Genomic DNA, 26,435 nt, shown 5'->3' with positions numbered 1-26,435 from the left:
AGGGGTTAATGGACAATCTGGAATGAATACTCTCGCCAGCATTTAGAAAGAGTAGAACCGGAATGACTGAAACCAAGATTATCGTGCTCGACGATGGTCCGACCGGCTCACAGACGGTGCATTCCTGTTTACTGCTGACTCGTTGGGATCAGGACACGCTGCGTGCCGCGTTGCTGGATGACGCGCCGCTCTTCTTCGTGCTCACCAACACCCGTGGCATGACTGCGCTGCGTGCCGCTATGGTGACGCGCGAAGTGTGCCGCAACCTCAAACTGACCTTGACCAGCCTGACCGCACAAGGGCTGTATTTCAATCCGATTTTCGTCAGCCGTCTCGATTCCACGCTGCGTAGTCATTACCCGGTGGAAACCGATGTAATGAGCGAAGAGTTGGGCGGCGCTACAGGTTTCGACGCGCACTTCCTGATTCCGGCCTTTTTTGAAGGCGGTCGTTTCACTCGCGACAGCATTCAGTATCTGATGGCCGATGGCGTGGCCATACCGGTACACCAGACCGAATTCGCGCGCGACTCAGTGTTCGGCTATTCCACCAGCTACCTGCCCGATTATGTCGAGGAAAAAACCGCCGGCCGCATCAAAGCGAATCAGGTCGAGCGTTTTCTGCTCGCTCAAATACGTGGTGATGTCTCGGCGCGCTTGATGGGACTGCATGACAACGTGTGCTGTGTAGTGGATGCGGAAACCCAGGCCGACCTAAATTACTTTGCCGCTCAATTGAAAACTGCTGTCGCCAGTGGCAAGCGCTTTCTGTTTCGCTCTGCCGCCAGCCTGTTCGCCGCACTGGCGCAACTACCGTCTCAGCCTGTGGCTGCCAGCGCCATGCGCCAGTACGTGCGTAACGGCAAACCCGGTGCAGTGATCGTCGGTTCGCATGTCAAGAAGACCACGGCACAACTGAATAAGCTGTTGAAAGAATCGGGCATCATTGCCATTGAGGTGGACGTGGATCATATCGCCACGGAACGCTCCGACCTATTGCAGGAAGTATTGCATCAAGCCGCACTTGCCCACGCTGCCGGTACAACACCGGTGATTTATACCAGCCGCGCAGAACGTCGCTTTGCCGACCAAGCCGCGCGTTTGGCATTTGGCGAACAAGTTTCCGCGTTTCTGATGGACGTGGTACGCGGCTTGCCGACCACACTGGGCTTTCTCATCAGCAAAGGCGGCATCACTTCGAACGACGTGCTGTCCGTTGGGCTTGCGCTCAAGGTTTCGCGGGTACTCGGGCAGATTCTACCGGGCTGCTCAGTGGTGCGCTGCCCGTCCGATCATCCGCGCTATGCCGAGATGTTGGTGGTAATTTTTCCTGGTAATGTCGGTGATGATGATGCATTGGCCGCGGCTTATCGCCGTTTGATCGAGACAGGATAACCGTATATGGGGCTCCTCCCCATTTGCAAACATTTGGTTTTTTGGTTTGTGGGTTCAACTGCCCAGGTTCTTCATCCGTTTTGCGTGAATTCTGGGTAGCTTGCGGAAAAAATCAGACTGCTTCGAGCATCGTTAGTAATTTTGTCCTTTCCTGAACGCTTCATTAGCGTGGCTAATCAGGAAACCTTTATAAGAGCACCTTTAAAAATTCATCACCGATCGCCCCTTGAGGCATCAGTTATGGCCAGAACTTCGAGATGATACGTCCATCATCCTGCTACCTAATCTTTCCATGCTATGTGTTTCACCCTATCCACGATGAGTGAGGCTATATGTCTGGGCGGTCGATGGTGACCACCACGCTGTTGCGGGATTTGTCGGGCTGGCCGATCGTTTCGAAGCGATGCCAGCTTACGCCCGTTTGGTCTTTCGCCAGAAGAATCACCTGATCACGCACCTCAAACGCCCATTTATCCGCCAAGCGCGCATTTTCGTCTGCCGTCTTTCCGAGGCTGGCAAAGCCTTCTACAAATGCCGAGGCGGTCGGGTTTTTCTTGAGGTCTTTCACAATAGCGGCCAAGTTCGCAGCAGCCGTTTTCGGCAGGGTAGTGGAATTGGCCACAAAGCCATTGATGGTGTAGCTTGCCACCCGGACGCGTGGCACACGGCGGGCGTTCGACACAATGCCCTTATCGCTGGATTTATCCAAAACAAGGAAATGAGTCCCACGATCTTCGATCTCCCTGAAGAAGGGCGGCTTTCCTTTGCCGGGGTTGATGGTCACCGAAAAACTATTGCGGCGGGCGCCAGGATGCCCCAGTTCACTCTCGATAGCGTTTTCCACATCCAGGGCTCTGTTATGCGCTTCGCCAAAGGCAAACTGCCAAGCATTTTCCTTTACTTTCGGATCATGGCCAGCATAATTTTCAACAATCTCGTGTGCCATCTTCGCCACGCCGGCACCGGGTACATCCCGCTCCAACGCCATCATCTGGTCGATACGAATCTCTTGTACCGGATTATCATCGAGTGCTTGCGAACTGCCAGGAAACGCTCCAAAGCTTACGCCAGGCTGATCCTGGCCAAGATGGATCTCGGCATCCTGTTTGGGGTCGCTCATAATGGTGGCCAGCTGGCCGGCCAGCACGAACGACTGCGGCTTGAGCTTTGAAGCCGTGATCGTAACCTCGTGGGTCTTCGGGTCATGCTGCAGGGTAAAGCCGCTGGCCGGCTCGAGCAGGTACAGGGCGGCCTGGATATCCTTCTTGCTACCTGTGACCAACAGCCGACGCTGGATCATGGGTGGGACGCTGCCATTATCCTGCTGCACGACGTGTGCCAGTTCGTGTGCCAGCAACTGCCTGCCTGCGCCGGTGTGTGGCGCATACTGTCCCGCGCCAAGCACCATGTTATTTCCGAGCGTATAAGCCTGGGCTCCCAAGGCCTGGGCGGAGTGGGCTGCGCGCGCATCTGTATGCACGCGCACGCGGCTGAAATCATGCCCGAAACGTGGTTCAAAATAAGAGCGTAGTTCATCCGGAAGCGTTGCGCCGCTGGCAGGGGTAGTCCCGGCTGCCGGTTGCATCAGGGGGCCAGACAGTCGTGTGACCCGCTCGGCCAGGCGCTCGGCCTCCTGCTCGTGTCGATCGCCGGGAGAACTAACGACCAGTTTTGCTACAGGGACAAGTCTGGAGGTTACCGGTTGTTGATTTCTTTTTGGCGTAAAGGTGTGCATTTCCATTTCCCTTTTTCGATACAAGCAAAAATTCAGGGCCAATCAAACAACATTAAATCCGCGCAGTATTAACTGGTCGTTCACATTACTTGGCACAGCACGGCAACAGCGCGAGAGTATTTTTTACCTCTAAATTTCTATAACAGAAAAAATAACGCCGCAACAGCAGTCGGCGGCAGCGCACCCAGCAGCAAGCCAACAGCCCCAATCGATTCGTCGTTAAAGCCACGTCTGAGTAGCGCCACTCCGGCTGGATTAGGCGCATTGGCAATCACGGTCAACCCTCCTCCGGCTACTGCTCCCGCAACCAGCATATACTTTGCTTGATCTGAGATGCCGGCAATCAATGAGCCTAGATAAGTGAGCGCCGCATTGTCGGTAATAGCGGTCAGTCCGAGGGCACCAAAGAATAAGGCCGTCGGGCCGAGACTGGAAACGATGGGTTGCAGCCACCATTGCTGCATACCGCCTAAAACGACCAATCCAGCCAGAAAAAAACCAACTAGCAAGCCCTCCTTGAGAATCAGAGGGTTTTGATATTTTTCATAGGCTTGTGTATACCCGAGAAACAACAGGAATAATCCCAAAAATAGCACAGGATGATGGGCCAAGGTGACGACAGCGGCCAAAAATATCAAGTGGATTGCGCTGACCAGTAAGGGAACCTGGGGCGCGGGATTGTCAATGATGGATAGAGCCTCTTCGTGAAGATGCGAGCGCAGCAAGAATGTGATTCCCGTTGCGTTAATCAGCACGGCAAGGCCTGATTTCCAGCCAAAAGTGGACGCCATAAATGCAGTGTCCCAGTTCCATGCCGAAGCAACCATGAGTACCGGTGGTGCAGCGTATGACGTCAGCGTGCCACCGATTGAAACATTAACAAACAGTACGCCCAATGCTCCATATTTAAGCCATTCCGGAATTCCTTGCCGAAAAATTTGTGGTGCCAGCATTAATGCGGCAAGTGTCATGGCAGCGGGTTCGGTAATCAGCGAGCCCAGCAATGGTACGGCAGCCAAGCCCAGCCAAGCTAACGCCAGGTTAGTACGTACTGGTGTCAGGCGTGCCACTAATACGAGTAAGTGCCTGACGATCTCCAGTATTGGCCGGGAGGCAGCTACCACCATCACGACAAACACGAACAGAGGCTCTGTATATTGGCGTGACTCAGCATAAGTAATGGCTTCCGCTCCACCTGACACCAGCGCCATCGCGACAATCAGAACGAATGCCCAGAATCCGAAAACCACCTCGACTTCGCCTAACAGATGAAATAGGCCTGCGTGTCGAGGGTAACGGTAGGCGAGACTTTCTAATGATTTTGCGGCAAATGTATGTAACAACGCGCAGGCAAAAAGTCCCGCACCAATTGCTTGCATGGTATTAATTTCCATGTCGATATCTTTCGTTCATTGTCGATTGTGCGTGCATCATAAAGCACTCGGACTTTTTATTGGCCGTCCTGACATTCGCGTGATGGGAAATGTGAAGTATCGAAAGAAATGATCAAGGGTAATGATCAGGACAATCTCTTCATAATGCTAATAGTAACTGGAGAAGCTGATCGTTTCATGGCGACAGTGGAGCGACAAGCGCACGCTTTTATGCCTTGGCAAATGGTTTTGCGCTCCTTACTGATTCCGATAACAATTTTGATTGTTACACGTTATTGCGGAAGCCGTGACTTAATGTCGGGCTTGGAAGGTGAAACGTTATTTTTGACGACGGTGCGAATTTCACAACGAGCATCTTTGTAGGGGTCACTATCCTGTTCCCAGCCCGCGCCTGGAGAAGTTTGTGCGCAGAACCGTTCGTTATTTAATTTACTTTTCCATTGGTACCATGAAGCTGGAGCAGCGAACGCTGAAATACAAAAAAATGAACACATTATTAGAGTATAAAATCTCAGTTTCATATTGATATCCTGATATATATGGCTTCACATAGGCACTACTGAATCAGCGCCAATTTATCAATACTGATCTAGAAATGCAGATCTCGAGCGGTGAAAGGAGTCTTGGGCACTTCACCAAGAATTCGGACAAGAACCGAGTTCATGGTATTGGGATCGTTGTCAAAGCCACCGTGGGTCTCGCTTTTAGATATTGCGCCGGGTTTGTCTCCTGCCCCGGATATAACGATGCCAGGCAGGCCATCGACTGCGCTATTGAGTAGGTTCAGTAATTTTGGATCCTCTTCAAGAAATTTTTGCATGCCGAGCAAGGGTACTTCCCGAGTTCCTTCGAAGGCATTGCTGACCAAATAAAGAAGGGATTTTCCGTAAGGGCCGACATCATCGTCGAGTTCGCCCACCTTACTCAGGATATACAAACTGGGCTTGGGACAGGTCTTATCGATTATCTTGGGCAGTACTATTTCTTTGAACAGATCTATCCGAATTGCTGGCGCCATGAATTGGAGCGTTTTCCAGGATATGCCCAGACTGGCCAGTTGCGTAATGGCATGTGCTGCGAATATTGAGCCGGCGCTGTGTCCAACCACATGCAGTTCCCAATTGCCTTCTGCTTTCTTGCCAAGACTTTCTTTGGCTTCTTTCGCATATTTTGTGAGGAGCTGCATGGCGCCTGTCGCTTGTTTGGAAGCGAGCTCAGCGTTTTGAACCATTTCTCCCCACAGCTTTCCGCCTGGGGTGGCTAAGGTTAATTCAAGCACCCGATCTTTCGCCTCGCGCAGGTGGTCAAGAAATGCGCCGCCCGCGCGCTCATCAGCTGCAGCGAATTGATCCTTGAGAATGTTCTTGGTGGTATTAAACCAATCGCTCTCCCACATTATATGCAGAGAGTAAATTTCGTTAGCAAGACAAACGTCGCGAAATGCGATGATTCTTTTGGCGACATCCTCTTCGCTATTCAGGCCTCCATGAATATATAACATCACGCGTCGTTTTGCCCAAGCCTTGGTTTTGGTCGGAATAGTTTCCAGAAATAATCTTTTCAAGTCTTCTTCCGTGGTCCAGTAGTTACCCTGATCAGAGAGTTTACCGTTGTTCCCAACGTCGATTACGTACGGCCGAATCTCGTTCAGGGGGATAACTTGTCCCGCGCGGAAGGTTCCGCTCGTGACATCCGCCGCGCCCTGAGCCCACAGATCCGCCTTTACCGGCACACCGAGCTGCGCGACCCAAACGTCGGTGGCATGAATCATGAAGTCTTCGTACGGCAACAAGGCAAACCCACCTTTACCCCAGCCCTTCCCCCATGAATTCTGGATTATGAAACCTTGAGAGGTGTAGCCGACAAGGGCGATCGCATGCCCACCATCTGCGCTTCCCTTACGCTGGATCACGGGAATTTTTATTTCTTTGGATTTACTGCCGACACCCGCTTGGAGTGAAACGGCGGAAGGGCCGGGCTCACCCCATCCGGCATGTACCATTAATGTGGCATACACGATGCCGACTTCATGAATGGCCGCATGCACATGACGAACCTGCCTGAAATCGACTCGATAATAAGCTCCGCCTGGTGTCAGGGTTGCTTTATCGGCACGCTCTTGATCAAAATTGTCAGCACCATGCAGATTGTCAGGCCAGAGTTTTTGTGTACATACGCCGTGGCGCTCCCAACCCTTCATGGCACCCCGCGCCGAGGATCCAGAATAGTTATCTCCCGGCCATTCATCATAGCGGCGGGCAAGTTCATAAATCATGCGCGGACTGATGAGACGCTTGAGCTTGCGTTGATGGAGTAAGAAATTGATCACTGCCGCAAGGGCAAAACCCGTACACGCGCCTTCCGCGCGCTGATCAAGAATGGCTGGAACAGCGTGGATGTTAACAATCTCGTCAGGCAAAGCCTGCAGCGTCGGCAGATATTCCCAGTCTTTAAGATCAATTTTGTCAGGGAAAGCATCCAGCGTTCTGCTAATTTTTTTCGCTACACTTCTTTCATCTGGCTCTACACGTCTGGATTCGGATTCCGGGCGCGTGGTTTTTGGGGCAGATTCTTTGGCCACTGCTGCTACAGATCGAGGTGCTGGGGTGGCGACACGTTTCTTTACCATGGGTATTCTCCTGTTTATAGAGTCAAACTCACACTTAAGGGTAATCCCAACCATCAAGTTGGGGAGAAGATAACGTCAGCTTGCAGCGCTTGTTTGTTGATCGTAAGAGATGGCGTGTAGCGGGAAGATCTTCTAGCAGCATAATAGACCGACAGCTATAAAAAAGAGAATAAGCAATTTCCTTATTTTTGATTTGAAGCTCTCTCGTGGAGAGTTTCAATAATTAGCCATCTCCTGAAGATGGTACGCAACAAATATTTTTGTTGCTAACAAAAAAGTTTTTCGCCGGCAAATAACTGCTGCACCGTTTCGCGTTCACGGATAAGTTGCATGACTTCGCCGGCCACCATCACTTCGGCTGCACGGGGGCGTGTGTTGTAGTTTGAACTCATGCTCATGCCATAGGCGCCAGCCGACATCACCGCAACCAGATCACCCTGCGAGATAGCCAGTTGACGGGCATTCCCAAGGAAGTCGCCGGTTTCGCATACCGGTCCCACTACTTCATATTGGTGCGCAGGCATATTACCTGGCTGTACTGGCTGAATGTGATGATAGGCATCGTATAAGGCTGGGCGCATCAGATCGTTCATCGCCGCATCGACGATGGCGAAGTGTTTTTCTTCGCCATGTTTGAGATATTCAACCTTGGTCAGCAGCACGCCGGCATTGCCAACCAGCACCCGTCCCGGCTCAATAATGATTTTTTCGCTGCGTCCTCGCAAAGCACTCAGTAGCGCACCGGCATAATCGGCAATGGCAGGCGGGGTTTCGTCCAGATAACGGATACCGAGTCCACCGCCCATATCGAGATGCTCAAGATGAATTCCCTCACTTTCCAGCGCGTTTACCAGCACCAGCATTTTTTCTGTCGCTGCGATAAAGGGGCTGAGTTCGGTCAATTGCGAACCGATGTGGCAATCCATGCCTAGCACGCGCAGATGCGGTAGCCCGCTCGCCTTGCGGTATAACGCCAGCGCTTCTGTATACGCGATGCCAAACTTGTTTTGTTTCAAGCCGGTGGAAATATAAGGATGCGTCTTGGCATCCACGTCGGGATTCACGCGCAGACTGACCGATGCCACCTTGTTGATTTGTCTGGCTACTTCATTCAGGCGTGTGAGTTCCGCTTCCGATTCCACGTTAAAGCACAGAATTCCGGCTTCCAAGGCCAGCTGCATTTCTGCCACTGTCTTGCCCACACCGGAAAACACCACTTTATTCGCTGCGCCGCCAGCCGCGAGCACACGCTGTAATTCGCCACCGGAAACGATATCAAAGCCGGCCCCCAATTTAGCAAATAGATTCAGGATGGCGATATTGGGGTTGGCCTTTACCGCGTAACAGATCAGATGCTCGCGTTCTTTGAATGCCTCAGCAAACTGGTGATAGCTATCGGTTAGCGCACCGTGTGAGTACACATAGCATGGCGTACCAAATCGCTGTGCGATATCAGCCAGAGATACTTGTTCGGCATAAAGCTGGTTACTCTGATATTTGAAATAATCGTTCATAGCTGTTTGTTTTGATCAGGAAGTGGCTGGATAGCAGGCTGCGCTGGTGGCAAAAATAGCGGCCCCTTGTGCCCACAGCTCTGCAACAGGAGTGCCAACAGCACCATAATACCGGTCATACGCATGATTGTATTCTCACTAAAATGGAACAAAACGGGATTATAAAGGCAAGACTGGAAGTGACTGAAATTGAATTTCATCAACACGCCGAGGTAGTGGTCGCAAGGTCGCAGTTTTTATCAGTGGTAGGGTGGGCACGTTTTTGTGCCCACGCGGGCAGCGTCAATCATACCCCAGCACCGCACTTTCCATCGCAATAGCCCAGTCATGCGCATAAACCCCATCACGCATATAGCGGTGAAATGTCGAATGAGGCCAATCAACCGCACGTTGTACATACCCGTGTTTAACTGGATTGAAATGAATGTAATCAACATGGCGGGCAAAATCATTTTCATCACGAATTTGGTGTTCCCAAAATCGCCGTTGCCAGATAGTCGATTCGCGATGTTTGAGTTTTGATGCAGTTACCCAGTCGGCACGACGATAATTTTCTCTGCAGGCCAAAGAAACGGCTCGCTTGATTATCATCCAACGGGTGGAAAAATCGGCATCACCGTCAGGTAATGTCCACACGCAATGTAAATGGTCAGGCAACAATACCCATGCATCAATGACAAAAGGACGCGCCACACGCACCGTTTCGATTGAGGCGCGCAATGCGTTGCGAATCGCTTCGTCACACAGAATCGACTGCCGCCGGTAAGCGACTACCGTAAAGAAATAGCTTGAGCCAGCAGCCATTGCGCGGCGATAACGTAACATAGCTGTCTACTCCAAAATGACGAATTCGCGTGGGCACAAAGACGTGCCCACCCTACATGGCTCATAAATTCGGCACCATGCGCGCTAAACGTTCAAGGTAACCGACAGCCGGAGCGCGAAGCGCGGAGGACCCAAAAGCGCAGCTTTTGGGCTGACCGGTTGACTGAGAGGTTAGGCCGATGTCCGATACTCATAGGGACTTGGACACAATTTGCTTCTCAGCTTGGCCAAGGGCTTCTTCTCTCATAGAAAGCCGATCAAGCACTTCTTCAAGTTGGCCGGAGAACCCAACGGAAGCAGAAACGGATTTGGCCCACTGCAACACTTCGCCCCGCGAAGACGGATCTTCGTGCACCAAAACTTCAGACATGGTTTTGCCTTCTCTTCTACATTTGAGGTACGTTGCGTAGCCTTTACTGAAGCGCCCAATAGTCACTAAGTGCTCGAATTCGGATTTCTTTGTTAGGGAAGATTGCTGGTCGCAGTAACGTTTTGCGATTTGCCGAATGCATTGACGGACTGCTTTGTAAGCCTCTCGACACGCCTTGCTGGCTTCAATGTACGGCTTTTCACTCTCTTTCAGAACCAGACGACCATTTGAAAGCCGCCATACCTTCGTGCACTCGGTGCATTGAAACTTGTACGAGACTTCTGCGGAGGGGAAGACGTAATCAGTCGAGATAATGGTCTGCTCGACCGTGCCCGTGCCACAAGGGCACTTATAGGAGATTGAATCGATCTCAGTTCTACTCATAAGAGTGGCCTAACGTAAAATAGACACCCGAAAAAATGCCGACAAAGGCACCTTCGAGGTGTGTAATCCAAAAATATCCATGCAGTGCATTGTTTTAATTGGATGTGAAAATTTAGCAGACCCTAATTTTCCTGATAAAAACGACATGAAGATATCCCTCAAGTCGTGAGAAATGGGCTCAACTCGATTTAAATTGAAGATTAAATAGTCTAATCCCATTTAATCGCCATTCTGAAAACCAGATTTTACCCAATGAATACCAACAATAATTCCATAACCAAAAGCAAAAAAAGCTAGACCCACTGTTGGAATTGCTACCCAGCCCACTGGGTTGACTGAAGTGAAGCCGTCTGAGGCGATGGCTACGTAAGTGACCCAGCCAATTACTGAGATGGTTCCAACTAGAATGCCCAATCTGTGAAACCCTACGCTAGCTTTGTACATCGGGTCCTTTCTTGCGATGTTGTGAACTCATCTTCAGCCCGGTAGGTTGAGTTGAATGACATAAAGCCCAAAAATTGGGAATGGGATCAGACTCGATTTAACCCTGCCATTTAACCCATTTATTCTAGAGGCTTCTTCCTATCCCGATTGGGCATCTTAGTAGTGGAAACGCAACTGAGCGATCATACATGCACCACTCTCTATGCAATACACCATGCGATGCTCATCCGTAATTCGGCGTGACCAGAACCCTGAAAGGGCATGCTTCAATTGTTCGGGTTTGCCTATTCCCGCGAAGGGCTCCCGCTGTGTCTCACGTATCAGCTTGTTAATTCGCTCGATCATGCGCTTGTCTTGCTTCTGCCAATATAGATAGTCTTCCCATGCATCATCAGCGAAGATCAGCCTCACTTCACCAACTTCCGTTCAACGCCTTTACCTTCATTCAATTGCACGATGGCAGCGAGAAGGCGCCTGGCATTGGCGGGGGTGCGCAAGAGGTAGGCAGTTTCTTCCAGCGATTTGTAGTCTTCGAGTGAGAGCATCACGACGGATTGTTCTCCATTGCGGGTAATGATCAAGGGTTCGTGATCGTCGCAAACGCGGTCCATGGCACTCGCGAGATTTGCACGAACGGTGGTATAGGTAATCGCATCCATAACTAGCCTCCAAAGATGTACGTGTTACTGTACATCTTTGGAGGCGGCTTGTCTAGCGTGCTGGTGCGGACGCACCGATAAGTATTCTGCGTTTGGCTGACCCTGTGCGCTTCTCAATTATAGCTGCTGAAAAAAAGGGCGAAGATCCCCAAGGCCATTGCGGCAATTCCCAAGGTGGGTATCATCCAGTCGCCCCTGGCCAGGCCGGGCTCAAGTGTGGCTTGATCAGGCTGATCCGGGTTGTAATACACGGATACTTTGGCACCGGCAGGGTATTTTTTGGCATAGCTGGCGGCGAGCTCCGGCGATGGGTTGGTACCATCTGGAAACTCCAGTGTGCGCTGATAAATATGCGCAGCCACTGTGTAGCTGAACTGGATGTGTGGTAGCAGATCGTTAGCTTCTGACATGGGCGCGGATTGTTCAATGATGCCTTCCACCATGGGCCAGCGTAGCGTTTTTCGTGCCTTGGCAAAAATGATCCAGCCCCATAGTACGGCACCAAACCCACCGATGATGAAGAGGCCGAGAATGATCGCATAGTAATTCAATTTCGAATCTCCATTTTGAGTTATGGCGTTGGCGGTGGGAAAAGGAGGGATACATTTCGCAGCGTGCATTATGACAGGCCTGTCTCAACCTTTGCATGGGATTGGAGCCAGACTAGTGGCAGGGCATTGGAGTCAGTTCTAAGGAAACACTGATTTATTCCCGCGCGCTGATTGGAATAATTCGTCAATCTGAGAAAATGTCACTGAACTGATTTTCAGGAGTCAAACAACTGCACGTTGTACATGCCCGTGTTTAACCGAATTGAAATGAATGTAATCGACAGGGCGGGCAAAATCATTTTCATCACAAATTTGGTGTTCCCAAAATCGCCGTTGCCAGATAGTCGATTCGCGATGTTTGAGAATCCGGGTGGGCACAAAACCGTGCCCACCTTACATGGCTGAATGCGTTGGTGAGCCGGTATGAGTAAGTCGGACGGGCGGGGCTCAGTCGCCGTCTTCAAACTCCATCGCCAGTAGATATTTGAGCGTAAATGTATCGTAGTCAAATTCGGTGTCGTCCGCGACCGCCGCCAAAACCAGGGGTGCAAGGTGCTTCCGCTCCTCCGCGGTCTCTAAGTCTGAGAAGTTGGCCGCCGCCGCCGCCGCGTACATTTCATCCATCAGCCGCCTTGCCCGCGCATCGTGGTTTTCGATGTCGGGATTAGCGCCAGGAAGGATGTTATCCTTGATCCAGGTCTCAGCCCAATTTTGGAAGCGCTTGCTCATGATTGCCCACCTATCTTCTGCATCGTATTCGGCCGGTTTTCCCGGGCCACTGTGACCCACCCGATATTTCGGTTTAAGTAAATAGAAGTCTACTACATCGCACTATATGCTTCAATAGCGTGGTAGGTTGGGTTGAATGACATGAAGCCCAACATTTCACTCATCAACATCACCCTAATTATCTACTCCATCTACAATTTTCTCACCCACAATCTGCCGCTGTCAGATGCTACGCTCACGCTTGGCTTGGTGGCTGATGCAATTATTTTTTTGCCAGGCGCCGCGAGAACCCGGCCTTAATGGGTAACTAGCGAAGTGGAAAGTATGAGAGGGTGTGCCTCGGATTGCCGGAGCACGTCCCCTGAAGAGTCGGCGTATTTTTCCGAAGCGTTACGCTGCCTTTAGCAAAAATTCAACCTTGACCGCTTCAAACGGAAAGATTATGCCGCCGCTTTCGGTGCGATCGAGAATGCCCGCATTTAGCAGGGCAGTGATGTCGGAGTGGACAGCCTTTACGTCGCGCGAGCAGCTTCCCGGATGGAGATTGGCCCTGCACCACACAAAACCTTTAGCAGTGCCCAGCGCTTGGTTGTGAGAACTTGCCACAGTAGCTCTGGCGTTGCAAACGCGATTCGTGCAGCCCGTTCTGGTTTTCCAGTCTTCCAAGATTGAACAAAATTCGCCATCGATTCTTCGGGCGAGCGAACCTCAAGAATTACTGTTTTCATCGTTCCACCTCGCAATGTCTTTCTGAAAATCGGCCATCAAGCGCTCTGTCGTGCTGAATCTGTAACTGCTTTCTTTTGCGCCGAAATGCCGGTGGTCGCTCTTCTCAACCTTGTTATCGTAGCGCATCACGGGGAATGTACCATTAGTTTTCAGCTTGCTAAGACGGTGAAATCTGCCACTGCTTTAATTCACTGCGTCGCTTGGCATAATCGGGGCAGGCAATTTCGACCACCTGCCAAAATGCAGCAGAGTGATTCATCTCGATAAGGTGGGCGAGTTCATGTACTACGACGTAATCCATTAAACGCAACGGCATTTTGATAAGTTGCCAGTTGAGGCGCACATCGCCTCGAGTGGTGCAACTGCCCCATTGCGTGCGCGTGGAAGAAAGCTTCACCATGCGCGGCGCTACGTCCATCAGGGGTGTGTAGTGAGCTACGCGTTCGTTGAACAGTTTTTTCGCTTCGCCTTGATACCATTGTGTGACAGCTTGCTCTATTAATGCTTCGTTAGCATTGTCTGTGACATGCACAAACAATTGTGCACCTTGCAGTAGCGGTGGCGTAGAAAACAAGCTGATGACCACACGCAGAGTAAGTGCCTCGCCAATAAAAAAGATGGACTGTCCATCCCGCCATTGTGGCGAGATGGGTTTCTTCGCTTGCCAATTCTCAAGTTTTTTTACCACCCAATGCGCTTTGTCCTGCAATACATCGTGCAGCCATTTCTCCGAGGCGCGCAGTGGCATGTTTACCGTCAATCCATGATTGTCGATGCGCAGGCCGATGCTACGGCGTCGACTAGTACGTTTAAGGGTATAGGTAACCTGAGTGCCAACCAGATCGACTGTGCGTTGTTCGATAGCCAGCGGGGTAATGAATCGGCGTAGTTTGTTGAGCATCAGGGCAGTCGTGTGACTTCGGTTTCGATCCATTCTTCCACGCGCCGATTGATCTCTTCGGCCTTGAGATCGGCCGGATCAATTGGAGCACCGATACTCATGGTGATAACGCCTGGATATTTGAGGAAGGATTCGCGCCCCCACAGTTTTCCTGCATTGTGTGCCACAGGAACGATTGGTACGCCACTGGATGCACCTAGCAGTGCACCGCCGATTTTGTATCTGCCGCGCTGACCAAAAGGAATGCGTGTTCCTTCAGGAAAAATAACCACGCAGAAGCCTAGCGCCAGTCGTTCTTTACCCTGGCGCAGCAACTGCTTAATTGCTTCGCGGCCTTCGCTGCGTTTAATGGCAACGGGGCTGGTCATCGCAAGACCCCAACCGAAAAAAGGCAGCCACAACAGTTCACGTTTGATCACCCATACTTGCGGCGGAAATACTTTTTGTAGCGCGATGGTTTCCCATGCAGATTGATGCTTGCACAGTACAAGACACGGTTTAGTTGGGATGTTCTCGGCACCGCGCACTTCCATGCGGATGCCGCATACCACGCGCAATAGCCATAGCATGGTAAGCGCCCAGCCCGAGATGATGCGATAGCGTGTAATCGGATGGAACGGAAAGGTGAGTATTGCAATTAGCGTAAACAGCGGCGTAATGACGATTTGCAGCAGCAGAAAAATCAGCGAGCGTATGAATACCATATCAGAGAAATTTTAAAATACCGTCATTGCCGCGCAGGCGAGAATGAAAAATTTAGATTTTTTAGAAATGCCATTAAATGAGGGTGGAAACGACTGCTGCCAGATCACGATAAATCAGCGTACCTTCCGGCAAGCCGCCCTTGGCCTGGGTCTTCGCCCCCTTGCCGGTAAGCACCAATATCGGCTGTGCTCCCATTTTGGCTGCGGCTTCCAGATCGCGTAACGCATCGCCTACCATAGGCACACCCTTCAGGTTTACGTTATAGCGCAGGGCAATTGTTTCCAGCATGCCGGTTTTAGGTTTGCGGCAAGAGCAGTTGGCTTCCGCCGCATGGGGACAATAAAATATTGCATCAATGCGCCCGGCTGCCTGCGCCACCGTTTTGTGCATCTTATCGTGAATGGCATTCAGGGTAAGCATATCGAACAGGCCGCGTCCTATGCCTGATTGATTGGTCGCCACCACCACGCGATAGTCCGCCTGCACCAAGCGAGCGATTGCTTCAAGACTGCCGGGTAGCGGCTTCCATTCATTCGGGTGTTTGATGAATTGAGTGGAGCCATAATTAATAACACCGTCGCGGTCAAGGATGATGAGCTTCATTGCTGGCCCCATTTTCAGGTTGCCAGTTTGGAGATATCAGCGACTTTATTCATCAAGTCAGCCAGTTGTTTCAGCAAGGCCAGACGGTTATTTCGCACAGCAGGGTCTTCTGCCATCACCATCACCTTGTCGAAAAATTCATCGACTACTGCGCGCGCCGAGGCCAGCAAAGTGAGCATAGCGGTGTAATCCTGTTTCCGTATTCCGGCTTCCACCTGTGGTGAGAGACGTTGTATCACTTCATACAGCCTGCGTTCCGCATTTTCTTGCAATAGCTCGGGCTGAATCGCGACTTCTACCGTGGCGGTTTTCTTCAGAATATTCTGAATGCGTTTGTTGGCGGCCGCCAATGCCGCCGCTTCCGGCAGTTTGCGAAAGGTACACACTGCGTCCAGACGTGGCATCACGAGATCTATGCGCGTCGGGTTTTGACACACAACCGCTTCAATTTCATCGGGAGAAAAATCGCGCTCGCGCAAATAACCGCGCAGTCGCTCGAGCATGAAGCCATGCACATCAGCCACGACACTGTCGCTCAATTTCCCAGCGGTGAAACTATCCTTGCTCAATTGCAATAGCATATCTAGCGGCAACGCCAGCGGCGTCTCGATTAGAATGCGCAACACTCCCAGTGCGTGGCGGCGTAATCCAAATGGATCCTTGTCGCCAGTGGGAACCAGACCGATGCCGTAAATGCCAACCAGTGTATCCAGCTTGTCCGCCAGGGCCACCGCACAAGCCACCGCGCCATGCGGCAGAGTGTCACCGGCAAAGCGCGGGTGGTAGTGCGCCGAGATCGCATCTGCTACTACCTGATTCTCGCCGTCATGCAGCGCATAATAGCGTCCCATAATGCCTTGAAGTTCTGGAAACTCGCCGACCATGTCGGTAGTCAAATCGGCCTTGGCAAGACGTGCCGCTAGTTCAGCCACCGATTTTTCAGCGTTAAGCTGGCGCGCGATGGCACCGGCCAGGGTAGTGATGCGCTCGATGCGCTGCAGCTGTGTGCCCAGCTTATTGTGATAGACCACATTGCCCAGCTTGGCGACGCGCGATTCCAGCGTCAGTTTTCGATCCTGGTTAAAAAAGAAGCGCGCATCGGCCAGGCGCGGACGCACCACTCGTTGATTGCCATCGATAATGTGCTTGGGATTGTCCACCTGCATGTTGGAAACAATCAGAAATTTATTGAGCAGCTTGCCGTCATTATCCAATAATGGAAAATATTTCTGGTTCTGTTGCATGGTGAGTATCAGACACTCCTGCGGCACTTCAAGATATTCCTCTTCGAACTCACCAACATAAACCACCGGCCATTCCACCAGCGCCGTGACTTCATCCAGCAGGCCATCGGATGGATTAATGCGCGCATTGAGTTCGTGCGCCTTGGCTTTGAGATATTCATCAATTCGGGTGCGGCGCTTTTCAAAAGAGGCAATAATTTTGCCGTGCGTCAACAGTGCTTCTTCATAGCTATCTGCGCATACGACTGGGATGTCACCTGTGTGCAGGAAGCGATGACCGCTCGTTAACCGTCCACTCTGTAGCCCCAATACTTCGCCGGGCACTATGCGCTCCCCATGCAGCATAATCAAAGCATGCACGGGACGTACAAACTGGTGGTCGGAGTCGCCCCAGCGCATCAGTTTGGGGACGGGCAGTTTTTTCAGAGCTTGAGTTATGAAGTCGGCTAAATAGACATCAAGGGGCTGGCCTTTTTTTTCTATGCGTGCGACGAAATATTCGGTCTTGTCGTCGTTATTACGTTGCAATTGTTCGAACGTCACACCTGCACCACGCATGAAACCTTCCAGCGCTTTGCTGGGTTTGCCTTCGGCATCCAACCCGGCAGCTACTGTGGGGCCTTTGCGTTCTATCACACGATCAGCCTGCTGCGATGCTACATTGGTAATTGTCAGGGCCAGCCGACGCGGAGTAGCGAAAGGCGTACATTTACTATCTTCGCCCGCCAGCTCCTGCTCGCGCAATTCAGTAAAGACTTCGTTGGCGAAAACAATGGAAAGACGTTCCAGCGCCTTGGGTGGCAGCTCTTCGGTAAGCAGCTCAATCAATAAAGTCTGCTTCATTATGTTGTCTCCCTGGGCTTGCACATCGGGAAGCCAAGTGCTTCGCGCGAGTTGTAATAAGCCTGTGCCACCAGCCTGGACAACGTTCGCACGCGGCCTATGTAAGCTGCGCGTTCGGTCACCGAAATAGCGCCGCGCGCATCCAGCATATTGAAACTATGCGAGCACTTCATCACCATCTCGAATCCGGGCAATACCAGTTCGGCGGCGATCAAGCGCTTGGCTTCGGCTTCATATTCACTGAAGTGTCGGAACAGCATCTCGACGTTGGAGTGTTCGAAGTTGTATTTGGATTGTTCCACCTCGTTCTGGTGGTATATGTCGCCGTACGTCACTACGCTGTCGCCATTCTTGGCCCACACCAGGTCATATACGTTCTCCACGTCCTGTAAATACATCGCCAGACGCTCCAGTCCATAAGTAATTTCGCCCAGTACTGGGCGACAGGGCAGCGAGCCCACTTCCTGAAAATAGGTGAACTGCGTCACCTCCATGCCATCCAGCCACACTTCCCAGCCCAAGCCCCATGCGCCCAGCGTAGGCGACTCCCAATCGTCTTCCACAAAGCGGATATCGTGTTCACCGGTATTAATGCCCAGCGCGCGCAGACTGTCGAGATAGAGTTCCTGGATGTTGGCGGGTGAAGGCTTGAGCACAACCTGATATTGGTAGTAATGCTGTAACCGGTTGGGATTTTCGCCGTAGCGCCCGTCTTTGGGGCGACGTGAAGGCTGCACATAAGCGGCGCGCCAAGGCTCCGGGCCGATCGCACGCAGAAAGGTGGCGGTGTGAAAAGTGCCTGCGCCCATTTCGATATCATAGGGTTGTAACAGAGCGCAACCTTGCTTGTCCCAGAATTGTTGTAGCGTCAGGATGATTTGCTGAAATGTGAGCATGTGACAAAACCGGCGTGATTTGTGAAAGGCGCTATTTTATTCCAATTTCAATTCGATAGTGGAACAAGGCGGGGACGAGTGAACAATGCAGAAAACATTGTCTATTCTGATGAACCCGGATAATCCATTAGGAAATTTAACCAGCCTCCCCCTTTGCAAAAGGGGGAATGCCTGTCATCGCGCAAATCAGGTCTAATGGATTATCTGGGATGAAGATAAAAATCGGCTAGTCAAGTGATGCCGTATCGAAATCCAGCCATTCAAAAATGGGTAGGCTTCAATTCACGGGATTCCCACCTGTCCGGACGTAAGCCTGATTTCATCTTATTGAAAGGTGGGAATAACAGCATTTTTATTACGACTTTATAGCCCGTAAAACGGTAGCCCCTATGTCGGCTGGATTACGTACAACGAACATACCCAGTGCTTCCATCATGTCAATTTTAGCGGTTGCCGTATCAGACTCGCTGCTGATAATCGCGCCCGCGTGGCCCATGCGGCGTCCGGGGGGGGCCGATAAGCCGGCGACATAGCCAATTAGCGGTTTGCGCATGTTTTTCTTGGCCCAGCGAGCCGCATCTACTTCCTGCGGCCCTCCGATTTCACCGATCATCAGCACTGCATCGGTATCTGGATCATCTTCAAATGCTTTTAGCACAGTCGCGAAGTCAGTTCCATTGACGGGGTCGCCTCCGATACCGATAGATGACGATTGGCCGAGGCCGAGTTCGCTCATCTGGGCGACAGCTTCATAGTTTAGTGTGCCGGAGCGTGAAACAATTCCGATTCTTCCCGGGCTGTAGATATGAGAAGGCATGATGCCAACCTTGCCCACGCCTGGTGTAATAATGCCGGGTGTATTCGGGCCGATGATAATCGAGTTGGTACCCAGCCGGTAGCGTTCCACACGCACCATATCCTGAACAGGTATGCCATCCGCGATGACAACAATTGTTTTGATCCCCGCATCAATCGCTTCCATGATTGCATCGGCGGCGAAGGGGGGAGGGGCGAAAATACCGGAAACGTCTGCGCCGGTTGCCTGCACTGCTTCTTCAACGGTATCAAATACAGGTAAGCCCAAGTGTTGCGTTCCGCCCTTGCCTGGCGTTACACCCCCGACCACCTTAGTACCAATTTTCATCGCTTCTTCGGCGTGAAAGGTGGCGTGTTGCCCAGTAAACCCTTGAAAGATTACGCGCGAATCTTTATTTAATAACACACTCATGAGTGTTCCTTTTTTAGCGGTGTCACTTTTTGTACAATATTGTTAACTTCAGCTACCGCTTTTGCGGCAGCATCATTGAGATTACTGGCGATAATAAATGGGAATTTAGAGGCATTGAGAATAGCCCGTCCTTCTTCAACATTCGTACCGGCCAGCCGTACGATGATGGGCATTTGTATATTCTGGTCACGCATGGCTTGAATAATTCCTGTAGCGATCCAGTCACAACGGTTGATCCCGGCAAAAATATTAATGAGGATAATTTTAACGGCGGGATCCTGCAGCACAATGCGGAAAGCATTAGCGACTTTTTCCGGTGTAGCCCCGCCTCCTACATCCAGGAAATTAGCCGGTCTTCCGTTATGTAGAGTAATCGCATCCATGGTTGCCATTGCCAGACCAGCACCATTGACGATGCAACCCACATCACCGTCCAGTGCAATGTAATTCAAACCATGTCCAGTCGCCTCAACCTCTTTTGGATCCTCTTCGTCAAAATCCCGTAGTTCGGAAATGGTCGGTCTGCGATACATTGCATTGTCATCAAAAGTCATTTTTGCATCCAGTGCCAACAGCTGGCCATTGTCCACAATAGCCAGCGGATTGATTTCAGCCATGATGGCATCATTGTCTCGCATGCAGCGATAAAGACCCTTCATGACCTTTACTGCCTGCGGCAATAGCGTTCCTTTCAAGCCGACCTTATAGGCAATCTTGCGGCATTGAAAATCGAGCAGGCCCACTGCTGGATCAATGACTTCCCGGATGATTCGTTCCGGGGTTTGCTTCGCAACCACCTCTATGTCCACCCCCCCCTCGGCGGAGGCAACCAAAGTGATTCGCCGTGTGGCACGATCAATAATCAGTCCAATGTAATACTCACGCACAATGTTGCTCGCTTGTTCAACAAGGACACGACGGACAAGCCTGCCTTCAGCCCCAGTTTGATGGGTAACCAGAAGGCTGCCAATTATTTCGTCGGCGATGACTCTTACTTCATCAATACTATTGCCTACCCGGACACCCCCCGCTTTGCCCCGGCCCCCGGAGTGAATCTGTGCCTTGACAACCCAACGTGACCCGCCTATTTCTTCCGCAACAGTGGCCGCTTGAGCGTCAGTGTGAACGACGCGCCCCGGTGGTACCGGAACGCCATAATGTTTAAGCAAATCTTTGGTTTGATATTCATGAATATTCATAGCATATTACTCACTTAAGTCCAGGCTTGGCCGCCTGTATCTGATCTGCCTTGGCAACCAAAACCTGTGCCTGTCTGATGGATGCCGCATCGATAAGGCGACCATTCAGCGAAACCGCCCCCTTGCCTTCGCGCGCGGCTTGTTCCATATTTTCCAGAATACTTCTGGCACGACTAACTTCTGCCTCGCTGGGTGTGAATACTTCGTTGGCTAATGCAATTTGTGACGGATGGATGGCCCATTTTCCTTCTATTCCCAGTGCAGCTGCACCGCCTGCAACCGCCAAAAATCCTTCTGGATCGTTAAAGTCACCAAATGGACCGTCAATCGGTCTCAGGCCATAAGCGCGACAAGCAACTACCAGTCTTGATAGCGCGTAATGCCATTGATCACCCCAATGACGTGTCCGCTTGCCAGCTTCATCGGCGTCGGTAAGCATGGCGTAATTAGGATTAGCGCCGCCCATATTGGTCGTGCGGGCCTGTGTGGATGCTGCGTAATCGGCCACACCAAATACCATCGCCTCCATACGGCTCGGACATGCTTGAGCAATCTGTTCGATATTCGCCATGCCGAGTGCTGTCTCAATTAGTACGTGGATATTGACCGGCTTGAATTTCTTTGCCGCTTCGATTTGCTCCATCAGCATTGCGACAAAATAGACATCGTCCGGCCTATTAACTTTGGGAATCAGAATGGTATCGAGCTTATCTCCGGCGGCTTCCATCACATCTACGATATCGCGGTAGCACCAATGTGTATCGAGTCCGTTGATTCGCACCGAAACAGAACATGCAGACCAGTCCATATCATTTAATGCCGCTATGACATTTTTGCGAGCCTGTTCTTTATCATCAGGTGCAACCGCGTCTTCCAAATCCAGAAAGACTACATCAGCACCTGCTGTCGGCGCTTTTTCAAGCATACGTAGGTTGCTGCCCGGAACGGCCAATTCGCTACGATGAAGTCGAGTTTTAACTGCCACTATATTTCCCCTTGATTTGTATGTTTATTTATTGAAGTGACGCAACACCATGTAATCGGTATGGTTTTTTTGGATGCAAACTATATCACGATGTTAGCTTGTCTTCATATTTGACTATTTATGTACGTCAAGATGGCCTCCTGCTATATCTAACGCAATCATCAGATCCGGTGAAAAAGGACGTTTATTTTCCCTATACACTGAACAATAATTATATTCAAATTTGGAATTTATAATATTAACAATCACAAAGGAAAAAATATGTTCAGTAAAATTTTGGTAACAATGGCAATGATCGGTTCAATGTCCTTATTTTCACAAGCAGTTCTTGCCAATATTGGCGATGCTTGCAACAAAGATAACGCTACGACAGTATGCGATGCTAAGCATAATGAAGCATGCCTTCTGGCAGTTACGCCACCTAAATGTATCGCGCTTCATTCACTTCCAAAAGATTCGGCGTGTGTGAAACCTGCCGTATGCTCATCAGACAAATGCACAGCTGGAAAATGTGAATAATTATTGCTGAGATAGCTTTTTTTGCTGACTATAAGTAATTTTTTCCAGTTGCATTTCGTGTCAAACTCTGCTGAAATTCCGCATCCCGTTAATTTTCTATATTAATTTTCATGCTAGCATCAGAAGATGGATTGCCATGCAATCGTGACGCGCATGAAGATCTGCTCCGTAAACTGCGAAAGCTGTTACCGCCAGAAGCCGTACTCACTGATAAAGAAGATCTACGTCCGTTCGAATGTGACGGGCTATCGGTTTATCGTCGTTTGCCCTTGGTCGTAGTTTTGCCTGAAACGATCGCGCAGGTGCAGGCCATCATGCGTTTATGTCATTCGTTGCAGGTGCCCGTTGTGGCGCGTGGCGCAGGTACTGGTTTGTCCGGCGGGGCTCTGCCTTTGTCGGATGGCGTGCTGCTGAGCCTGGCAAAATTCAAACGCATACTCCATATCGATCCAGAAAATGCGATGGCTACTTTGCAACCGGGTGTGCGCAACCTGGCAATTTCCGAGGCCGCGGCCACGTATGGCTTGTATTACGCGCCTGATCCTTCCTCGCAGATTGCCTGCACCATTGGCGGCAATGTCGCGGAAAATTCCGGCGGGGTGCATTGCCTGAAATATGGCCTGACAGTACACAACATTCTGATGCTGAAAGTTGTGACGATGGAAGGAGAATTGCTGACCATCGGCGCTGAAACACTGGATTCTCCGGGCTATGATCTGCTGGCATTGATGACTGGTTCGGAAGGCATGCTGGCGGTGATCGTTGAAGTTACGGTGAAGCTGTTAGCCAAGCCGGAGCGCGCGCAAGTTTTGTTGGCGGCCTTTGATGATGTCTTTAAAGCTGGAGAAGCAGTCGGGGCGATCATCGCTGCCGGTATTATTCCGGCCGGTCTGGAAATGATGGACAAGGTGGCCATTCAGGCGGCAGAAGATTATGCGCATGCCGGTTATCCTCGTGATGCAGAGGCGATTTTGCTGTGCGAGCTGGATGGCACCAATGCGGAAGTATCCGAACACATCATGAAAGTGCGCGAAATATTGCACCAGAGTGGCGCGACCGAGGTGCGCACTGCCGTAAACGAAACAGAACGACAGCTGTTCTGGAAGGGACGTAAATCAGCCTTCCCCGCAGTTGGGCGCATTTCACCGGATTATTACTGCATGGATGGCACGATTCCGCGGCGCCAATTGCCGCATGTATTGCGTCAGATTAGCTTATGGTCGGAAGAGTATGGCTTACCGGTGGCGAACGTGTTTCATGCCGGAGATGGCAATCTGCACCCACTGATTTTGTTCGATGCCAATAAGGAAGGCGAGTTGGTACGCACCGAGGAATTCGGTCAGCGTATCTTGCAGTTGTGCGTTGAAGTGGGTGGATCTATCACCGGTGAGCATGGCGTCGGCATGGAAAAAATTAATCAGATGTGTATCCAGTTTAAAGCGCCCGAACTCAGCCAATTCCATGCGATTAAAGCCGCTTTCGATCCTGCGGGTTTGCTGAATCCCGGGAAAGCCGTGCCCACCTTGCAGCGCTGCGCAGAATTTGGCGCCATGCACGTCCATCACGGACAACTGCCCCATGCCGAGTTGGAACGTTTCTGATGTTGGAGCGCGATATCAGTGAGACACTGCAACAGCAGGTGCGCAACGCCGTCGGGAGTGGGACACCGCTCAAAATTGAAGGCGGCAATAGCAAAACATTTTTAGGACGAGAGACGGACGGCGAAATTCTGGATGTCAGCGCTCATCGCGGCATCGTCGAACATGATCCACGTGAGTTGGTTTTGACTGCACGCAGCGGCACGCCGCTCAAGGAAGTTGAAGCTGCGTTGGCAGACGCCGGACAGATGCTGGCATTTGAGCCACCGCATTTTGGTGACAACGCCACCCTGGGTGGCACCATTGCCTGCGGTCTGTCTGGGCCGCGTCGTCCTTTTTGCGGCTCCGCACGTGACTTTGTATTGGGCTGTAAGCTGATCAATGGTAAGGGCGAGATATTGCGCTTCGGTGGCCAGGTGATAAAAAACGTGGCGGGTTACGATGTTTCGCGCCTGATGGTCGGTGCACATGGCACGCTGGGCGTGTTACTGGAAATCAGCTTGAAAGTGCTGCCACGCCCGGCCGCGAGTTACACTTTGGTACAGGAATGCACTCAAGCTGAAGCCATCAGCAAAATGAGTCGTTTGTTGTCCCAGTCTATACCGGTGGATGCTGCCTGTTATCATGCGGGGCATTGTTATCTGCGCGTATCCGGCAGTGAGCAGGCGGTCAAGCATGCCCATGAGCATTTGGGCGGCGAATTGATAGAAAAATCAGAACCTTTCTGGCATGCCTTACGCGAACATCATCTGCCATTTCTTGGTTCTGCGAATCTGCTGTATCGCGTGGTAGTGAAGCCCGCCGTGCCTCCTTTAGAAATTTCCGGCGAATGGTTGCTCGATTGGGGTGGTGCGCAGCGTTGGCTAGTGAGTGACGAACCCATTGCGTTGATACGCGAACGCGTCGCTACAGTAGGCGGGCATGTTACCCAGTTTCGGGGTAGCAAACACAATGGCGAAATATTTCAGCCGCTCGCCGCGCCCTTGCTTGTCATTCATCAACGCCTGAAATCCAGTTTTGACCCAAACGGAATTTTTAATCGAGGGCGCATTTACGCCAACTTGTAAGCCATATGCAAACCGCCATTTCTCCTGAACTCCTTGTTAATCCCGACATCGCCGAAGCCAATGCGATCCTGCGTTCTTGCGTGCACTGCGGATTTTGCAACGCCACTTGTCCCACCTATCAATTGCTTGGTAACGAACTGGATGGCCCGCGCGGGCGTATTTATTTGATCAAGGAAATGCTGGAAGGCAATCAATCCAGTGAAAAGACGCAATTGCATCTGGATCGCTGCCTGACCTGCCGCGCTTGCGAAACAACCTGCCCATCCGGGGTGCAGTATGGCCGTTTGATTGACATCGGGCGGCAGGTCATTGAAGAACGCGCGCCGCGTCTGTTGTGGCAAAAAATTGTGCGGCGCAGTCTGTTGGCAGTGCTCCCGTATCCCAAGCGTTTTGCGTTTGTGCTAGGCATGAGCCGCGTAGTGCGCCCATTATTACCCCTCTCTTTGCAACGTAAAATCCCGGCCCAACGACGAGCACAGACAGTTCGTCCGCAAGCGATTCATCCGCGCAGCATGCTGATATTGGAAGGCTGTGTGCAATCGTTGAGTGCGCCAAATATCAACACGGCTGCTGCATGCGTGCTGGATAAGTTGGGTATTTCTTTAATCAGCGCCTCCAGGGCCGGTTGTTGTGGTGCTTTGAACCAGCACTTGGCTGATATTAATGGGGCACATGACATGATGCGCCGCAATATTGATGCCTGGTGGCCCTATATTGAGCAAGGCGCAGAGGCGATTGTGATGAGCTCCAGTGGCTGTGGCCTGATGGTAAAAGAATACGGCAAAACGCTGAAACACGATCCGGACTATGCCGCGAAGGCGGCACGCATCAGCGAACTTACACGCGATTTGAGCGAGATTTTGAGCCGCGAAGATTTGAGTGCCTTGGCCGATGTCGGCAAAGGGGTGCGCGTCGCTTATCAATCGTCTTGCACCTTGCAGCATGGGCAAAAACTGCCGGGCGTTGTTGAAACTATCCTGAAAAACTGCGGCTATATACTGACACCAGTTGCTGATAGTCATTTGTGCTGTGGCGCCGCAGGCACTTATACCCTGATGCAACCTGTGCTGTCGCAGCAATTGCTGGAAAATAAATTGAGTGCGCTGCAACGGGGCGCGGCCGAGGTTATCGCCACCGCCAACATCGGCTGCCAGCTACATTTGGAAAGTGCAGCCCGCTTGCCGGTGAAACATTGGATCGAGCTATTGCTACCATTTTCCCAACAAGGGGAGACTGAGAGCAGCGAAAAAAGTTAAAATGCCACAATTAAATTAATCGTAACCCGCAAGG

General features: G+C 51.3%; 27 protein-coding genes and 1 pseudogene. 6 read left to right on the top strand and 22 right to left on the bottom strand.

Translation table 11 applies throughout. The features are described 5' to 3' along the window. Window positions 1-62: 62 nt before the first annotated feature. Window positions 63-1,394, top strand: coding sequence for a four-carbon acid sugar kinase family protein (locus tag W01_RS07175; protein WP_173053366.1), 1,332 nt, complete (start codon window positions 63-65; stop codon window positions 1,392-1,394). Window positions 1,395-1,722: 328 nt separating this feature from the next. On the opposite strand, the gene W01_RS07170 is transcribed toward W01_RS07175, so the two are convergent. The 12 genes from W01_RS07170 to W01_RS07120 form a co-directional block, all read right to left on the bottom strand. After that, entirely contained in the window at window positions 1,723-3,135 is a 1,413-nt protein-coding gene (locus tag W01_RS07170) for an eCIS core domain-containing protein (protein WP_173053364.1), read from the bottom strand. A 131-nt stretch (window positions 3,136-3,266) separates the two neighbouring features. After that, window positions 3,267-4,523: a putative Na+/H+ antiporter gene (locus W01_RS07165; protein WP_198421260.1), complete on the bottom strand. Its 1,257-nt coding sequence runs from the start codon at window positions 4,521-4,523 to the stop codon at window positions 3,267-3,269. Between the two features lie 589 nt (window positions 4,524-5,112). Further along, complete coding sequence (locus tag W01_RS07160; RefSeq protein WP_173053362.1) at window positions 5,113-7,152, bottom strand: C1 family peptidase; 2,040 nt, start codon at window positions 7,150-7,152, stop codon at window positions 5,113-5,115. Between the two features lie 266 nt (window positions 7,153-7,418). Beyond that, a complete protein-coding gene (gene lysA, locus W01_RS07155) occupies window positions 7,419-8,666 on the bottom strand; it encodes a diaminopimelate decarboxylase (protein WP_173053360.1) in 1,248 nt (415 codons plus the stop codon). Then, window positions 8,663-8,791, bottom strand: coding sequence for an LPS translocon maturation chaperone LptM (gene lptM, locus W01_RS14190; protein WP_242006904.1), 129 nt, complete (start codon window positions 8,789-8,791; stop codon window positions 8,663-8,665). Before lptM ends, lysA begins: the two co-directional genes overlap by 4 nt. 157 nt (window positions 8,792-8,948) lie before the next feature. After that, window positions 8,949-9,491 (bottom strand): REP-associated tyrosine transposase, encoded by a 543-nt coding sequence (locus W01_RS07150; protein WP_173053358.1) that lies wholly within the window; start codon window positions 9,489-9,491, stop codon window positions 8,949-8,951. Between the two features lie 190 nt (window positions 9,492-9,681). After that, window positions 9,682-10,245 (bottom strand): hypothetical protein, encoded by a 564-nt coding sequence (locus W01_RS07145; RefSeq protein ID WP_173053356.1) that lies wholly within the window; start codon window positions 10,243-10,245, stop codon window positions 9,682-9,684. Between the two features lie 219 nt (window positions 10,246-10,464). Beyond that, window positions 10,465-10,689 carry a hypothetical protein gene (locus W01_RS07140; protein WP_173053354.1) on the bottom strand — a complete coding sequence of 75 codons (225 nt, stop codon included), beginning with the start codon at window positions 10,687-10,689 and terminating at the stop codon, window positions 10,465-10,467. Between the two features lie 156 nt (window positions 10,690-10,845). After that, window positions 10,846-11,100, bottom strand: a complete 255-nt coding sequence (locus W01_RS07135) for a Txe/YoeB family addiction module toxin (protein WP_173053352.1) — start codon at window positions 11,098-11,100, stop codon at window positions 10,846-10,848. Beyond that, the gene (locus W01_RS07130) at window positions 11,097-11,348 is read right to left on the bottom strand and encodes a type II toxin-antitoxin system Phd/YefM family antitoxin (protein WP_173053350.1); all 252 of its coding nucleotides are present in this window, start codon (window positions 11,346-11,348) and stop codon (window positions 11,097-11,099) included. The genes W01_RS07135 and W01_RS07130 overlap by 4 nt, the downstream gene beginning before the upstream one ends. Window positions 11,349-11,461: 113 nt before the next feature. Then, window positions 11,462-11,899, bottom strand: a complete 438-nt coding sequence (locus W01_RS07125; RefSeq protein ID WP_173053348.1) for a DUF3592 domain-containing protein — start codon at window positions 11,897-11,899, stop codon at window positions 11,462-11,464. Between the two features lie 447 nt (window positions 11,900-12,346). After that, entirely contained in the window at window positions 12,347-12,628 is a 282-nt protein-coding gene (locus tag W01_RS07120; RefSeq protein ID WP_173053346.1) for a DUF768 domain-containing protein, read from the bottom strand. Window positions 12,629-12,769: 141 nt separating this feature from the next. Here W01_RS07120 and W01_RS07115 point away from each other — a divergent pair, with 141 nt between their 5' ends. After that, on the top strand, window positions 12,770-12,928 hold the full coding sequence (locus tag W01_RS07115) for a hypothetical protein (RefSeq protein WP_173053344.1): 159 nt from the start codon (window positions 12,770-12,772) through the stop codon (window positions 12,926-12,928). Window positions 12,929-13,018: 90 nt separating this feature from the next. On the opposite strand, the pseudogene W01_RS14680 reads toward W01_RS07115, so the two are convergent. The 10 genes and pseudogenes from W01_RS14680 to W01_RS07070 form a co-directional block, all read right to left on the bottom strand. Continuing rightward, a pseudogene (locus tag W01_RS14680) lies at window positions 13,019-13,314 on the bottom strand (HVO_A0114 family putative DNA-binding protein). Window positions 13,315-13,336: 22 nt separating this feature from the next. Further along, window positions 13,337-13,483, bottom strand: a complete 147-nt coding sequence (locus W01_RS14550; RefSeq protein ID WP_338140712.1) for a DUF6516 family protein — start codon at window positions 13,481-13,483, stop codon at window positions 13,337-13,339. A 31-nt stretch (window positions 13,484-13,514) separates the two neighbouring features. Next, on the bottom strand, window positions 13,515-14,258 hold the full coding sequence (locus tag W01_RS07105) for a M48 family metallopeptidase (protein WP_173053342.1): 744 nt from the start codon (window positions 14,256-14,258) through the stop codon (window positions 13,515-13,517). Next, window positions 14,258-14,962: a lysophospholipid acyltransferase family protein gene (locus W01_RS07100; protein WP_173053340.1), complete on the bottom strand. Its 705-nt coding sequence runs from the start codon at window positions 14,960-14,962 to the stop codon at window positions 14,258-14,260. Before W01_RS07100 ends, W01_RS07105 begins: the two co-directional genes overlap by 1 nt. 73 nt (window positions 14,963-15,035) lie before the next feature. Then, entirely contained in the window at window positions 15,036-15,566 is a 531-nt protein-coding gene (gene gmhB, locus W01_RS07095) for a D-glycero-beta-D-manno-heptose 1,7-bisphosphate 7-phosphatase (RefSeq protein ID WP_173053338.1), read from the bottom strand. 14 nt (window positions 15,567-15,580) lie between these two features. Further along, complete coding sequence (gene glyS, locus W01_RS07090) at window positions 15,581-17,653, bottom strand: glycine--tRNA ligase subunit beta (RefSeq protein ID WP_173053336.1); 2,073 nt, start codon at window positions 17,651-17,653, stop codon at window positions 15,581-15,583. Beyond that, on the bottom strand, window positions 17,653-18,549 hold the full coding sequence (gene glyQ / locus W01_RS07085; RefSeq protein ID WP_173053334.1) for a glycine--tRNA ligase subunit alpha: 897 nt from the start codon (window positions 18,547-18,549) through the stop codon (window positions 17,653-17,655). The genes glyS and glyQ overlap by 1 nt, the downstream gene beginning before the upstream one ends. A gap of 355 nt (window positions 18,550-18,904) precedes the next feature. Continuing rightward, window positions 18,905-19,777 carry a succinate--CoA ligase subunit alpha gene (gene sucD, locus W01_RS07080; RefSeq protein ID WP_173053332.1) on the bottom strand — a complete coding sequence of 291 codons (873 nt, stop codon included), beginning with the start codon at window positions 19,775-19,777 and terminating at the stop codon, window positions 18,905-18,907. Next, window positions 19,774-20,976 carry an ADP-forming succinate--CoA ligase subunit beta gene (gene sucC, locus W01_RS07075; protein WP_173053331.1) on the bottom strand — a complete coding sequence of 401 codons (1,203 nt, stop codon included), beginning with the start codon at window positions 20,974-20,976 and terminating at the stop codon, window positions 19,774-19,776. Before sucC ends, sucD begins: the two co-directional genes overlap by 4 nt. A 10-nt stretch (window positions 20,977-20,986) precedes the next feature. After that, window positions 20,987-21,961, bottom strand: coding sequence for an HpcH/HpaI aldolase/citrate lyase family protein (locus W01_RS07070; RefSeq protein ID WP_173053329.1), 975 nt, complete (start codon window positions 21,959-21,961; stop codon window positions 20,987-20,989). Window positions 21,962-22,222: 261 nt separating this feature from the next. Here W01_RS07070 and W01_RS07065 point away from each other — a divergent pair, with 261 nt between their 5' ends. The 4 genes from W01_RS07065 (at window position 22,223) to glcF (ending at window position 26,401) form a co-directional block, all read left to right on the top strand. Continuing rightward, window positions 22,223-22,480: a hypothetical protein gene (locus W01_RS07065; protein ID WP_173053327.1), complete on the top strand. Its 258-nt coding sequence runs from the start codon at window positions 22,223-22,225 to the stop codon at window positions 22,478-22,480. A gap of 110 nt (window positions 22,481-22,590) precedes the next feature. After that, a complete protein-coding gene (locus tag W01_RS07060) occupies window positions 22,591-24,081 on the top strand; it encodes an FAD-linked oxidase C-terminal domain-containing protein (protein ID WP_173053325.1) in 1,491 nt (496 codons plus the stop codon). Beyond that, window positions 24,081-25,145, top strand: coding sequence for a glycolate oxidase subunit GlcE (gene glcE, locus W01_RS07055; protein ID WP_173053323.1), 1,065 nt, complete (start codon window positions 24,081-24,083; stop codon window positions 25,143-25,145). Before W01_RS07060 ends, glcE begins: the two co-directional genes overlap by 1 nt. A gap of 5 nt (window positions 25,146-25,150) precedes the next feature. Continuing rightward, window positions 25,151-26,401 carry a glycolate oxidase subunit GlcF gene (glcF, locus tag W01_RS07050; protein ID WP_173053321.1) on the top strand — a complete coding sequence of 417 codons (1,251 nt, stop codon included), beginning with the start codon at window positions 25,151-25,153 and terminating at the stop codon, window positions 26,399-26,401. The last annotated feature ends 34 nt before the right edge of the window (window positions 26,402-26,435 follow it).

The sequence above is a fragment of the Candidatus Nitrotoga sp. AM1P genome (genome assembly GCF_013168275.1).
Classification (GTDB): Bacteria; Pseudomonadota; Gammaproteobacteria; order Burkholderiales; family Gallionellaceae; genus Nitrotoga.
This window is presented reverse-complemented; position numbering and strand designations above follow the sequence as displayed.